Below are 13140 nucleotides of genomic sequence, written 5' to 3' on the forward strand. Positions count from 1 at the left end.
CTGAGTAACAAACCTAAAGCAGTTTTCATATGAGTGAAGCACGGTAGGGGCGATTCACGTTTGCGGAGCATTCCGGCACGGAAATCGATCCCTACTGGGTTTTGCTTATAACGATCTGGTTTATCAATTTGAAAAGCGCTGTAAATTCAGTCAGCGATCAAAAAGAAACCTCAAAATTTCAGCTAGCTTTGGCGAACACAATATAGCCTATAAACTTTCTTAAGAAGTTTACAAAACTCATAACACCTTCCTAGGTTAGAACAACTTTTATTTTATATTTTCTTTATAAAACAGCTATTGGCACAAAAATAAATATTGCCTTAAACGGATTTTTTGCTTTAAACGGATTTTTTTGTTGAATTAACAGTTATTTTTAATAAATCTATATTAACATAGCCACAAATACTTGAGTTCAAATAATCAAAAAATTAGTTTTAAACAAACATCAAACTAAATACTATGTGAATATACATAATTTTTGTCACCCTTAATTTGCTTTAGGCTTTAGTTACAGTTCTGATATCCAACATATATACTAATAAATTCTAATAAAGATTCTGAATAATTTTAGTAAAGTTTAAGTCAATATTAAAATTATTCTATGTATTCTCAAAACTTACAAAAAAATTATTGGAATCAATTCCTATTTATTAGTAAATCTATAGTTAAACTGAATTTCATTTAGCTATTGTCCATAAATACTACTAAATTATAGATGTAATGCAAGTTAGTCAATTTATTACGAATGCAGGTATTGTCGCCTGGCCACTATTAATGTTTTCCCTTGTAGCGATCGCTCTAGTTATAGAGCGTGGATTATTTTGGTTTAAAGTTTTGCAACGGCAAAGTTTAGTGGTGCAAAAGGTATTGAAAACATACAGAACAGATGCTTATACTGCCCTCAAAATACTTAAGCAAAATGCAGACTTACCTCTTCCTCGCATTTTTCTAGAAGCTTTAGAACTAGAGCAACCAACTCCAGATGAAATGCGTCTAGCTCTTGAAAGTGCATCATCAGCAGAACTTCCTAATCTCCGTCGTTTTAACACAGTATTTGACACTATTATTAATGTTGCTCCTCTACTCGGTTTGTTAGGAACTGTTTTGGGATTAATTACCTCTTTTGCTTCCTTAAATATTGGAGACGTTGGTGGTAGTAGTAGTGCTGGAGTCACAGGTGGTATTAGTGAAGCTTTAGCATCAACAGTATTAGGATTAGTAGTAGCTATTTTTACCCTAGTATTTAGCAATATGTTTCGGGGATTTTATAAACGACAAATAGCTTTGATTCAAGAGTACGGCGGTCAACTTGAACTTCTCTATCGTATTCATTATGAAAGAGGAGATTTTAACTTTAAGCCTACTCCCAATAAATCCTTAGAAGTATCCAATTTTAGAACTTAAAAAAAATCAATATTTTCAGCAAGAAATAACATAAATAACTAAGAGATTAAAATTAGTAAATTATGCGTTTAATTGATGACGATCTAGATGTAGCACCACAGATAAATATCTTGCCAATGATTGATGTTATATTCTCTATCTTGGCATTCTTTATCATTTCTACTTTATTTTTAACCCGTTCAGAGGGTTTACCAGTTAATTTACCAAAAGCTTCTACCTCTCAACTTCAAAAAACAGAACAAATAACTGTAACTATTGACGAAGTAGGGAAAGTATTTCTTAATCGCGAACTTATAGAAGTAGATGCTTTAGAAAAAGCAGTACGTCAACTTGTATTACCAAATCAAACATCTATAGTTACTATAAAAGCTGATGAAGAGGTAGACCATGGTGATGTAGTAGGAGTTATGGATCAACTACGAAAAATAGATGAAGTAAAATTGGCGATCGCTACTAAAAAACCAAAATAGTTCATTAATGGATAATTGAGAATGAATTAAAATACTAAATCTCATAGAAAAGCTCTTTCTTTTGAAAAAAAACAAAAAAATTCATTTTTGTACAAGAATTTTCAAACTAAATAATTATCAATTAATGAAATAATGGGTAAATTATTGCCCTAATAAACTATCTATGTTTTCTATGTTTTGAGGAGAAATTGAGTTAAATTATCAAATTTTTAAAGAGATATGAGTCTTTCAATTACTTGTATAGAACAACAGCAAAAAGATAGACGAACGGTAAAAAAGTTCGTCATTTATGGTTTGTTGTGTTCGACTATCCTCCACGCAGCAGTTCTTACATTAGCAATATCTGGAATGTTGGATCGACCCCTAGAACAAGAGGAAGATGCAATTGAACTAATTTTTGTAGAAGAACCAGAAGAAGCTCCACCAGAACCAGAAGTTGAGGAAAAAGTAGAGGAACCGGAACCAGAAGAAATAGTAGAAGAACCGGAACCAGAAGAGATAGTCGAAGAGCAAGAGGTTATACCACCAGAACCAGTGGAAACAGCTATTACTCAACCCCAGGAAATCGTTCCTCCAGAAATACCAACGGAAACAGCAATATCAGAAACAGTAGAACCTTCTTCTCCCGAACAACCAACAGAAACAGCACTGGAACCCATTGAGCAACCCCAACAGTTAGAACCATTACCAGAACCTGAACCATTACCAGAACCTGTTGCTGCGGAACCCATTGCTCAACCAAACCCATCAGCAGCAGCTTTTTCTCCAGACTCTATAGCAGAGGTACAACCAGACAGTGTATCTACTCCAGAAACATCAGACTCCTTTTCTGCACCAATAGCAGCTAATATTCCTCCAGAAGTTCCCCAACCAGAAGTTGCAGAAGTAACTCAACCTAGTTTTGAAGAACCTAGCTCAAACTTGAGTAGTTCTCTAAACGAACAAAGTGATTTTGAGGATGTCTCTAGTGACATTGGCAATCTAGAAAATTCCCTATCTAGTCCCATTGAAACAGAAAGGTCTGCACCGACAAGACCTTCAGCAGCAGTAGGAACTCAACCTAGTGTTAATACCACTAACTCAAATATTGGTAGTTCCCTTAGCGAAGAAAGTAGTTTTGGAGATGTAGCTACAAATTCTGCTAATCCTGGTAATAGCAATAGTCAATTTGGATCGCCCCTGAGTTCTGATAATACAGGAGAAGGTTCTCGTCCATCATTACCTGGAGAAGTAGGAACTCAACCTAATGCTAGTGGCCAGTCCAACTCAGGTATTGGAGATGCTTTGAGTCGTCTTGGTAGCTTTGAAGATGGTACTGGTAGAAATTCGGGCAACCCTGGTAGTGGAGAACTAGCAGCAGCAGGGTCGCCTTTACAAGATTTTGGTGGTTCAAGAGGGAGACCTACAAAACCTAGCTCCGGTTCTGGTTCTGGTGATGGTTCCGGTTCTGGTGGTGTATCTTGCATTGATTGTCCTCAACCTGATTATCCTAGTTTAGCTAGGGATGAAGGATTAGAGGGAAACCCCAAGTTAAGAATTGATATTGATTTTGACGGTAATGTAACTAATGTTTACATAGAAAAATCTAGCGGTCATTCCATATTAGATGAAGCTGCAATGGAAGCAGTAAAAGAATGGAAGTTAGACCCAAAGGATGGAGGAAAACTAGGAGTTCTAGTTACGCTCAAATTTCAGTTGAGATGATTGTTTGAGTAGTCAATAGTCAGTAGTCAGTAGATAAATTACTAAAAAAATTCAGTTATGAAAATCCAATTTATTAACATTAAAATGATAAATTCAATCAAAAAAAAATTAGGAATTATTTTGGCAGCTTCTAGTTGCTATGTCACAAGTTTGGTGATCTCACCACAGCTAGCTATTGCTGAACAAGTTACTTCTGCTGATGGTACTAGCTGTGATGGAACAGTCCAAAATGGTAAATTAAATGGTCAGGGAGTCTGCAAATATCCTGATGGTGCTAGTTACGAAGGCAACTTTGTTGATGGTAAACCAGATGGTAAAGGAACATATACTTTTGCTGATGGGGGTCGTTATCAGGGAGAATTTAGAGATGGTGAATTTAATGGCACTGGGGTTTGGGAATTTGCCAATGGCGATCGCTATGAGGGAGAAGTATTGAATGGTAAGTTAGACGGTAAAGGTACTTTCGTTTCTGCTAGTGGTGCCCGTTATGAGGGAGATTTTAAAGCAGGTCAACCTAGTGGCAAAGGTGCGTTTATTACTGCTAAAGGCGACCGTTGTGAAGGAGAGGTGACAAATGGAAAATTGAATAGCACTGGTTACTGTGAATATTCTACAGGTAACAAATATGAAGGACAGTTGCGTAATGGTCAGAGGGATGGAAAAGGAGTTTATACTTTAGCCAACGGCGATCGCTACGAAGGAGAATTTGCTAATGGTAAATACAATGATACAGGGGTATATATATTTGCAGCAGGTGGTCGCTATGATGGAGGATTCCAAGATGGTAAATTTCATGGCAAAGGTCTGCGAGAATATGCTAATGGCAACCGCTATGATGGAGAATTTAAGAATGGAGAACCCGAGGGTCAAGGACTTCTGAATTTTGCCGATGGCAATAGTTATGAGGGAGAATTTAGGAATGGCAAGATGGATGGTAGGGGAGTCTATAGTTTTACCAATGGCGATCGCTGTGAAGGCGAATTAAAAAACGGTAACTTTAATGGTAATGTTGTTTGCCAATATGCTGATGGCGAAAGCTATGAAGGGGAATTTAAAAATGGCAAAAAACATGGTGAAGGAGTCTATATTTTTGCTGATGGTACCAAAGTTGAAGGAACTTGGGTTGAGGGAAAAATTAAGCAGTAATAATTACATTTAGTTTAATTTGAGACAAAAGATGATGTTTTCTTCGTAAAAAATGATAATAATAAGCTCTATATAGCTGACTACTAACTACTGACTATTGACTACTTCTACCAGCTTCTAAATTTCTTTGAAAAATAGGAATTTCAATCATAAACTCAGTTCCTTGTAACGGACTAGAAACAAATTTTAATAAACCCTTATGCTTTTCTACTACTATGTTATAACTAATTGACAATCCTAAACCTGTTCCTTTGCCAGTAGGTTTTGTAGTAAAAAAAGGGTCAAATAATTTATTTTTAATATTTTCTGGTATCCCAGGTCCATTATCTTTTATTCTAATTCTGACAATTTTTTCATTTCCTAATTCCGTAAAAATTATAATTTCAGGATTAGAGTTTTTTCCTTTAGATACAGATTCTTCTAAAGCATCAATTCCATTTACTAAAATATTCATAAATACCTGATTTAACTGACCGGGATAACACTCAACTTCAGGTAAATTACCATACTCTTTTTTTACTTGAATAGTTGGACAATTTTGCTTTTATTTCAATCTATGATTTAAAATCAACAAAGTGCTATCAAGACCAGAATGAATATCTACTGGTTTCATATCTGCTTCATCAAGGCGAGAAAAGTTTTTCAAAGACTTAACCAATTCAGAGATACGTTCAGTTGCTATGTTCATTGAATTTAATACTTTAGGTAAGTCTTCAGTCAGAAATTCTAATTCTATATCCTCTATTTTTTGTAATATTTCTACTCCTGGCATTGGAAATTTTTGTTGATATAGATTAACTAAATCTAGTAAGTCTTTAGTATAATTATTTGCCGGATATATATTACCTTGAAGGAAATTAATGGGATTGTTAAGTTCATGGGCAATACCAGCTACTAAATAACCTAAACTAGATAGTTTTTCCGCCTGAATTAATTGACTTTGAGTCTCAAGAAGTTCATTTAAAGTTTGTTGTAGTTTTTCTGCTTTTTCTCTTGATTTAGCTTCTGATTTTTGTAGAGCAGTTATCAGTTTCTCACGTTCTGTAATATTAGTAGCAACAGCAATCACACCAAATATTACATCATTTTCTCCTTTTAAAGGAGACCATCTAGTATTAAAAGTTAAGTCCCCAAACTGAGCAATTGCCTGAGCATTTTCTCCTCTCAAAGCACAATTATTAGCTTCTAAAAGTTGAGGTTGGTATCGGTAGACATCATAAATAGATAGTCCTAATATTCCATCTAATTTTTGACTTGTTAGTTTGACATTTTTACCTTCAAATAAGGTAAATATACCATGACAATCAAGGGTAAACAAAAGAACAGGAGCATTTGTAATAATACTTCGTAACTGCTGTTCTTTATGAGATAACTCGTGGTTCATTCCTCTAGCTATTGCTTTAGCTCGATATTCAGTAGTAGTGATAGACCAAGTTAAACCAAACAAAAGACAACTAATAGTTAAACCATTGGCCAGTATAAATATCGACTTTTGTTCCTTTATTTTTTCTAGTTCCCTTTCTGCATAGTCTGTTGATAGCTCTGTTGAACTAACAGAAACTCTATCAGTTCTTTGCCAGACAACCCATGTTACTCCCAATGATAATATTAGTAATAACCAAGGCAGCCATTTTAAAAATAGCTGTGGTCTAGATGGGGATGAATCGGAATCAAAATTTGGGTTAAGTGACATTATAATGTATAATTATTTCTGGATTAATTAATGATAAAAAGTTATTGATAAAAATAATTAACTAATTTAATATAATGGTCAATACAGTGAATCAACCTTAAATTGGCTTTTGAGGAATTTTTCAAGTTAAATACTTATAGTACATTCATCCTTATAATAAATAATTATTCTCAATAGTGTGTTTAGATTTTGAGGAGACAAAAAAACAACTTGCGGTCTGGAAAAATAATCAAACAAATGGAAAAAAATTCTCGTGTCAGTCAATTACCCAAACAAAACTCCCGCTCTCAGCGTTTACTAACCGCAGGTTTACTGGTAAGCATATTAGTATTAATAATCTGCTTGATTATTAGTATAACTACAGGTGATGCAGAAATTCCTCTCGAAACTGTTTACAAAACATTTACAGCATTCGACGGTTCCACAAACCAACTAATTATCCGCACTCTGAGAGTACCTCGCAGTTTAATCGCAATGTCAGTTGGAGCTTCCCTTGCTGTAGCAGGTAGTATTATGCAAGGATTAACTAAAAATCCTCTAGCTAGTCCAGGAATTCTAGGAATAAATGCAGGAGCAGCTTTAGCTGTAGTATCCGCAGGATTGATTTTTGGCTCCGACTCAGCAAATATTTATCCTACTTTTGGCTTTTTTGGAGCAATAGTAACAGCACTAACTGTTTATTGGTTGGGGTCTCTTGGTAAAGGTGGTCTTCAACCTGTCAAACTAACTATTGCGGGTGCAGCTATAACTGCTCTTCTTAGCTCTTTAACTACAGCAATACTAATTCTCGATCAAAATAGGTTGGATGAAATTCGATTTTGGTTAGCTGGATCGGTTGCAGGAAAAGACTTAAATGTATTTTTGCAAGTGCTTCCCTATATTTTGGTAGGATTAACCATAGCTTTTTTCTTAGCACGACAAATTACTCTTCTGACATTAGGAGAAGATGTAGCAACAGGTTTAGGAGTACAAGTTGCTTGGGTAAAAGTTGGTGCTACTATCTGTGTAGTAATCTTAGCAGGATGCTCCGTGTCAATAGCAGGTGCAATTGGTTTTATTGGATTAGTGGTTCCTCACATTGCTCGTCTCTTAGTTGGCATTGATTATCGTTGGATTATCCCTTACGCTGCAATTTTGGGTAGCATTTTGTTACTCTTAGCTGATATTGCTGCCCGTCTGTTACTAAAACCTATTGAAATTCCTGTGGGAATAATGACATCCTTAATTGGAGGTCCCTTTTTTATATATTTAGCTTTATCAAAGATTAAACGATGAAAGAACGCTGGTTAGTTATTCGCCCTCAACAATTTCCCATCTCATGGCGCGTGGAGCGACGAGTACCAATTGTTTTGTTGGTCTTGGTAGTATTAACCTTGGTAACTATGATCTTAAATGTGAGTGTCGGTGAATATCCGATACCACTACTAGATGTATTCAAAACCATAATTGGTTGGGAAACAGGCAATACAGATTATTCATTTATTGTCAATAACCTACGTTTACCACGAGCATTAGTAGCAGTAGCTGTAGGTATGGGATTAGCAGTATCGGGAACAATTTTGCAAAGCTTAATCCGTAATCCTTTGGCAACTCCGAGCATTATAGGTGTAAATGCTGGAGCAAGTTTAGCTGCTGTGGTGGTAATTGTACTGTTACCAAATGCTCCTCTATTTGCAATACCTATTTCTGCCTTTGGTGGAGCGATCGCTATTTCGATTCTCATTTACCTACTTGCTTGGGAAAAAAGAAACTCAACAATGTACTTAGTTTTGATTGGCATTGGTTTAAATACCATCGCCAGTGCTTTAACTACTGTAATGGTGACATTCGGCGAAATAAATAGTGTTTCTCAAGCTTTAATTTGGATTACAGGTAGTGTGAGTGGTCGCAGTTGGGAATATATTTGGCCATTACTGCCCTGGTTATTCATATTTTTACCATTGGCATTTTTCCTGGCAAAAGACCTCAACGCCTTATTTTTGGGAGAGGAAGTAGCTAGAGGTTTAGGTGTTCCCCTTGACTGGCGACGCGGTTTGTTATGGTTGACAAGTGTTGCTTTAGCTGCTGCTTGTGTAGCAACGGCAGGAGCAATAGCATTTGTTGGGTTGATCGCACCACACTTAGGTAGGCAGTTAGTAGGTCAATCCCATGAAGGTCTAATTCCGACTGCTGCAATGATTGGTGCATTTATTGTAGTCTTATCAGACTTAATTGGCAGAATATTATTTGCCCCAACAGAAATTCCTTGTGGCATAATTACTGCCATTATTGGTGCGCCTTATTTTCTTTATTTATTGTATCGGAGCCAAAAATGATCGACTCAGAAAACCCAAAAAGTGCTTTGACTACTCGAAAGCTAACTGTTACTTATAACAATGGACAAACTATTTTGCTGAATTTAGATTTGGCAATTCCTAGAGGTAAGATTACTGTGATAGTCGGTCCTAATGGTTGTGGCAAATCAACTTTACTCAAAAGTTTAGCAAGATTGCTCAAACCTATTAGCGGTACTGTTTATTTGGATAGTAATTCTATATTTAAGTTATCAACAAAGGAAGTAGCAAAACAATTAGCTATTTTGCCTCAAAGTCCTGCTGCTCCAGAAGGTTTGACAGTAGAAGAGTTAGTAGCTCAGGGCAGGTATCCTTATCAAAATTGGTTGCAACAATGGTCTATTGATGATGAAAAAATTACTCAACAAGCTTTGGCAACTACGGGACTGTTGGAGTTGGCAGGGCGATCGCTGGATTCTCTATCTGGAGGCCAAAGGCAACGGGCTTGGATTGCTATGGCCTTAGCTCAAGATACAGAAATTTTATTATTGGACGAACCAACTACTTTTTTGGACTTAGCCCACCAGATTGAACTTCTGGATTTGCTCTACGACTTGAATCATTCTCAGGGGCGGACAATAGTTATGGTTTTGCACGATCTGAATCAAGCTTGTAGATATGGGGATAATTTGATTGTGCTACGGGATGGCCAAATCGTGACTCAGGGTCATCCAGAGGAAGTGATGACAGTGGGAATGGTTCGTTTAGTATTTGGCCTAGAGTCTCAAATTATTCAAGACCCTGTAACTGGGACACCAATGTGTATACCAATGGGACGCAAAGCTAAACAAAAAGTGTGATTTATATTTAAGGAAATATACAAATCTTAATTTTTCAGTAACAATAATAAATAATTAATTAAGTTCCTAATTAAAGCTTTACAAATAATAAATATTTCTATACAATCTATTTTAAATTAAATGATAATTCTTTTCATTTAGTTTGGTGTAGTAAAAAGTCTAAAAGCATACGGTAAGTTTTGCTAACGCAGAGCTTTCCGGAAAACTATTGTGCAAACGTTTTCTATGTCTGAGATCAACCCTGTTTTTGAGACGGAAAGCGTTAGCATTACTTGTAATGAATATAAAAAATACAAACTCACAAAAAAATGATTTCGTTAAAATGCTCCTACTACTAATAAATAAGGCAGCAAAATATAAATAAAGGAGCAGAATACTCCCACTATTAATAAAATGACTCAACTACATCAAACCACTAAAAACACTCTCACTGAGTGTCGTTTTTGTTCGGAGATATCAAAAACTAATGGAGAAGACCCCATTGGTACAGCATCAACTTGTGACCACTGGTTAATTATTGAAATAGCACAACCTTGGTCTGAACAAGCTTTTATGGAAAATCCTCAACTTAAACCAGTGCTTGGTTTAATTTTCGAAGCAATAAAAGATGGGGTGAAGTTAAAACCAATGGCGATCGCTCCGGACCGCGAATATTCCCAGAATGGTTATACTCGCATACTATATTATTACCGTCCTGGTGAATTATTTGCCGAGTATGAGAAGCAAGAATATATTGTGCCTGATGAACTGATGAGTCAGTTGCTAATTTCCTTGCTCAAGCAACTACAGCAACAACCAAACGAACTGGAAAATTTTCAGCAATATCAGCAACAAACTAGCCAAATTAGAGAAATGCTAGTTTGTACTCATGCCAATGTTGATGTAGCTTGTGGTAGGTTTGGTTATCCTATTTATAAGAAGTTGCGTTCGGAATATGCTGCTACTTCTCAAGGAAGTTTACGAGTTTGGAGATGTAGTCATTTTGGTGGTCATCAGTTTGCACCAACATTAGTCGATCTGCCTGAAGGTCGTTATTGGGGACACTTAGAACCAGAAATGCTCGAATTACTGGTATTGAGAAATGGTTCAGTATCAGGTCTGCGCCAGTATTACCGAGGTTGGGCAGCTTTAAACTCTTTTGCCCAAATTGCCGAACGGGAAATATGGATGCAAGAAGGTTGGAATTGGTTAAAGTATCCCAAAGCAGGCAAAGTGTTGGCATTTGATGAAGAAAGACTAAAACATCTCAGTTTAGAGGAAGCAAAAGCTGAAGCAAATTGGGCATTGGTGCAACTGGAATTTATTGTTGATGATAATAGCAATTTGAAAAAAATTTATGAAGCTAAGGTGGAAGTTAATGGTGAGGTGATGAGTGCCTTACGTTCGAGTAATGATATGGAATTAACAGCAGTTAAGCAATATCATGTGAGTTCTTTGGTAAAAGTAAGTTGACGATATTTGCTGAGACTTCCTTGACTTTTATACTTTGATATTTTTCCCAAACCTTCTAATATTTACTGATGTAGCACTGCTAAAAATACGCATTAATTTAGAGTAGCTTAGATTGCTATAATCTATTCTGTCAAAAGCATTGAAAATATGTCATATCAAGTCCGTTTAATTGCACATACAATCTAAACATTTACAGGGTTATGCATAAGATTTCTAGGCAGTTGAGTGTTAAATTCTTCACAATAGTAGAAATAAGTGATGAGCATATCTTCTACTAACTACTAAACTGATAGTGAGGTTATTTAACCGGATTTTATATCATAACATTTTAGATGTGTCAGTTTACTAACACTTGTAATAATTTAGTAACTGAAAGCTTTCCATAACAAACTTTTTTAGATTTATTATTAGACATCTCCAGAAAAGAGGGAACACTTAACTGGGAACAGGGAGAAATAATTGATAATTTATCTATAAGAATTGATTTTATTTTTTATTGTTGGAGATGTCTATTAGTAGATATATTCATTCTCCATTTTTACTACTAATTAATAACTACTAAAAGAGAAATCATAAATGATGAAATATTTAACAATAACAGAGTCCGAAGCACTATATCAAGAATACTTAGAAACAGGAAAAATTGTTTCCTACTCTGAGGATTTTGAAACTTTTTTCAAAATTCAAGCCGAACAGGAATTAGGAATAACAGCATACGATAGAACAATCCAACTGCGCCCTGGACTAAAAATAAAGATTAGTGGGGGAAAAGCAAAATATACTTTTGCTCGAGAAATTCAACATCATGCTTCTATGCCATTAATCTTGGCTTTCCAGCTTGCAGGAAGTTATCGGGTATGGACAGAAGGAATTGGAGATGACTACTATTCTGAAAAAAGTGGAGAAAATTATTTATTTTTTCTTCCAGGCACAAAAGAAATAGAAGAACTACCAACCAATGAAAATTTAGAGAGAATTAGAATTATTGTAGAACCCGATATTTTCAGAAATTTTAGTAGTAGTCAACTCGATCTAATGCCTACTGAACTAAAAGAATTAATTTCCAATGATTCACAGCAAATTTTTCATAGGAATGTTGGAGCAATAACTCCAGCAATGCAGCAAGCATTACAGCAAATTATTAATTGCCCATATCAAGGTATAGCAAAACAAATTTATTTAGAAAGTAAGGCACTAGAGTTAATAAGTTTACAATTAACACAACTAATACAAAGTCAGTCAGAAATTATTTCATCTAGTTGTCTACAACCGGATGATATTGAAAGAATTCATCAAGCAAAATCTGTCTTAGAAGCTAATTTAGAAAATCCACCATCCCTAATGGAATTAGCGAGAAAAGTACAACTTAATGATTATAAACTTAAACGAGGCTTTAAAGAAGTTTTTGGTACAACTACATTTGGATACTTGCAAAAAATCCGAATGGAACGCGGTAAAAATCTCTTAGCGGAGCGAATGTTAACTGTTGCTGGAGTAGCTCAAACTGTTGGGTATAAAAGTCCAAGTCGGTTCTGTGATGCTTTCAAAAAACATTTTGGTATTACTCCTAGAAATTACAGAATGAGTTTGAATTTCTAAATCTACAAAACAGGCAAAAAAAAATCAGTTTAGGGCAAAACTAATCTCTAGAACGGTTGATTTGTGATTCAAAGAAAGCTGATTATAACTTATTATTATCATCATTTATTAAACTATAACTTTAAATTATAAAATACACCGCAAAAACAGTTTTTGGAGCAAAAAAGTACAAAAAAAGAGAAAATGCCTCTTCCCGCGAGGGTAGAAAGGTTGATTACTAAAAAGGTCATTGCGATCGCAGTCATAGAAGTTTCAGGAAGTTTGGCCATCACTTTTGATGGTTTTATAGAGAATATCTATGATTTTTTCGGTTTTTATTCTGCCTTGATTTAATAGATTTAAGTCCGTCGGATAACTGAGATCGGCGGGAGCACAGGTGCCATCTATGATTAATTTACCTTGATCCAAGACTATTCTTGATTTCTTCTAATTTTTGGTTTTTTTCCCTTTCATTTTCCTGATTTTCACCCTGAGTTTTCACCAGATCTGAATTAATTTTATTGATTAAATTTGGATCTATTCTTTCTCTAAAATTAACT

The 13140-nt window shown here is 35.4% G+C and carries 12 protein-coding genes; 9 read left to right on the plus strand and 3 right to left on the minus strand.

The genetic code is table 11. The annotated features are described in order from the left end of the window. Positions 1–720 precede the first annotated feature (720 nt). The 4 genes from F6K06_RS18550 to F6K06_RS18565 all read left to right on the plus strand — a co-directional run bounded on the left by F6K06_RS18550 (position 721) and on the right by F6K06_RS18565 (position 4724). The gene (locus F6K06_RS18550; protein ID WP_287242718.1) at positions 721–1404 is read left to right on the plus strand and encodes a MotA/TolQ/ExbB proton channel family protein; all 684 of its coding nucleotides are present in this window, start codon (positions 721–723) and stop codon (positions 1402–1404) included. A gap of 62 nt (positions 1405–1466) precedes the next feature. Further along, entirely contained in the window at positions 1467–1874 is a 408-nt protein-coding gene (locus F6K06_RS18555) for a biopolymer transporter ExbD (protein WP_287242721.1), read from the plus strand. Positions 1875–2093: 219 nt separating this feature from the next. Then, entirely contained in the window at positions 2094–3578 is a 1485-nt protein-coding gene (locus tag F6K06_RS18560) for a TonB family protein (protein WP_287242722.1), read from the plus strand. Between the two features lie 84 nt (positions 3579–3662). After that, positions 3663–4724 (plus strand): hypothetical protein, encoded by a 1062-nt coding sequence (locus tag F6K06_RS18565; protein ID WP_287242724.1) that lies wholly within the window; start codon positions 3663–3665, stop codon positions 4722–4724. 94 nt (positions 4725–4818) lie between these two features. On the opposite strand, the gene F6K06_RS18570 is transcribed toward F6K06_RS18565, so the two are convergent. Together F6K06_RS18570 and F6K06_RS18575 are read right to left on the minus strand one after the other, a co-directional pair. Beyond that, positions 4819–5250: a sensor histidine kinase gene (locus tag F6K06_RS18570; protein ID WP_287242737.1), complete on the minus strand. Its 432-nt coding sequence runs from the start codon at positions 5248–5250 to the stop codon at positions 4819–4821. Positions 5251–5268: 18 nt separating this feature from the next. After that, positions 5269–6417, minus strand: a complete 1149-nt coding sequence (locus tag F6K06_RS18575; protein WP_287242726.1) for a sensor histidine kinase — start codon at positions 6415–6417, stop codon at positions 5269–5271. Positions 6418–6654: 237 nt separating this feature from the next. Between F6K06_RS18575 and F6K06_RS18580 the strand changes: the two genes are divergently transcribed. The 5 genes from F6K06_RS18580 to F6K06_RS18600 all read left to right on the plus strand — a co-directional run bounded on the left by F6K06_RS18580 (position 6655) and on the right by F6K06_RS18600 (position 12601). Further along, positions 6655–7692 carry an iron ABC transporter permease gene (locus tag F6K06_RS18580; RefSeq protein ID WP_287242728.1) on the plus strand — a complete coding sequence of 346 codons (1038 nt, stop codon included), beginning with the start codon at positions 6655–6657 and terminating at the stop codon, positions 7690–7692. Further along, complete coding sequence (locus tag F6K06_RS18585; RefSeq protein WP_287242729.1) at positions 7689–8732, plus strand: iron ABC transporter permease; 1044 nt, start codon at positions 7689–7691, stop codon at positions 8730–8732. The genes F6K06_RS18580 and F6K06_RS18585 overlap by 4 nt, the downstream gene beginning before the upstream one ends. After that, entirely contained in the window at positions 8729–9550 is an 822-nt protein-coding gene (locus tag F6K06_RS18590; RefSeq protein ID WP_287242731.1) for an ABC transporter ATP-binding protein, read from the plus strand. Before F6K06_RS18585 ends, F6K06_RS18590 begins: the two co-directional genes overlap by 4 nt. Positions 9551–9943: 393 nt before the next feature. Next, complete coding sequence (locus F6K06_RS18595) at positions 9944–11002, plus strand: sucrase ferredoxin (protein WP_287242733.1); 1059 nt, start codon at positions 9944–9946, stop codon at positions 11000–11002. Positions 11003–11578: 576 nt separating this feature from the next. Continuing rightward, positions 11579–12601: an AraC family transcriptional regulator gene (locus F6K06_RS18600; RefSeq protein WP_287242734.1), complete on the plus strand. Its 1023-nt coding sequence runs from the start codon at positions 11579–11581 to the stop codon at positions 12599–12601. A 252-nt stretch (positions 12602–12853) separates the two neighbouring features. Here the strand turns inward: F6K06_RS18600 and F6K06_RS34580 are convergent, their stop codons facing one another. Continuing rightward, the gene (locus tag F6K06_RS34580) at positions 12854–13009 is read right to left on the minus strand and encodes a hypothetical protein (protein ID WP_375340276.1); all 156 of its coding nucleotides are present in this window, start codon (positions 13007–13009) and stop codon (positions 12854–12856) included. Positions 13010–13140 lie beyond the last annotated feature (131 nt).

Origin of the sequence: Okeania sp. SIO1H4 (assembly GCF_010672695.1) — a bacterium.
GTDB classification, from domain to species: domain Bacteria; phylum Cyanobacteriota; class Cyanobacteriia; order Cyanobacteriales; family Microcoleaceae; genus Okeania; species Okeania hirsuta.

Excerpts from the sequence above, each read along its gene's own strand:
- F6K06_RS18585 (WP_287242729.1), top strand. The coding sequence starts at position 7,689 with ATGAAAGAACGCTGGTTAGTTATTCGCCCTCAACAATTTCCCATCTCA.
- F6K06_RS18550 (WP_287242718.1), top strand. The coding sequence starts at position 721 with ATGCAAGTTAGTCAATTTATTACGAATGCAGGTATTGTCGCCTGGCCA.
- F6K06_RS18565 (WP_287242724.1), top strand. The coding sequence starts at position 3,663 with ATGATAAATTCAATCAAAAAAAAATTAGGAATTATTTTGGCAGCTTCT.
- F6K06_RS18560 (WP_287242722.1), top strand. The coding sequence starts at position 2,094 with ATGAGTCTTTCAATTACTTGTATAGAACAACAGCAAAAAGATAGACGA.
- F6K06_RS18595 (WP_287242733.1), top strand. The coding sequence starts at position 9,944 with ATGACTCAACTACATCAAACCACTAAAAACACTCTCACTGAGTGTCGT.
- F6K06_RS18580 (WP_287242728.1), top strand. The coding sequence starts at position 6,655 with ATGGAAAAAAATTCTCGTGTCAGTCAATTACCCAAACAAAACTCCCGC.
- F6K06_RS18600 (WP_287242734.1), top strand. The coding sequence starts at position 11,579 with ATGATGAAATATTTAACAATAACAGAGTCCGAAGCACTATATCAAGAA.
- F6K06_RS18555 (WP_287242721.1), top strand. The coding sequence starts at position 1,467 with ATGCGTTTAATTGATGACGATCTAGATGTAGCACCACAGATAAATATC.
- F6K06_RS18590 (WP_287242731.1), top strand. The coding sequence starts at position 8,729 with ATGATCGACTCAGAAAACCCAAAAAGTGCTTTGACTACTCGAAAGCTA.
- F6K06_RS18575 (WP_287242726.1), bottom strand. The coding sequence starts at position 6,417 with ATGTCACTTAACCCAAATTTTGATTCCGATTCATCCCCATCTAGACCA.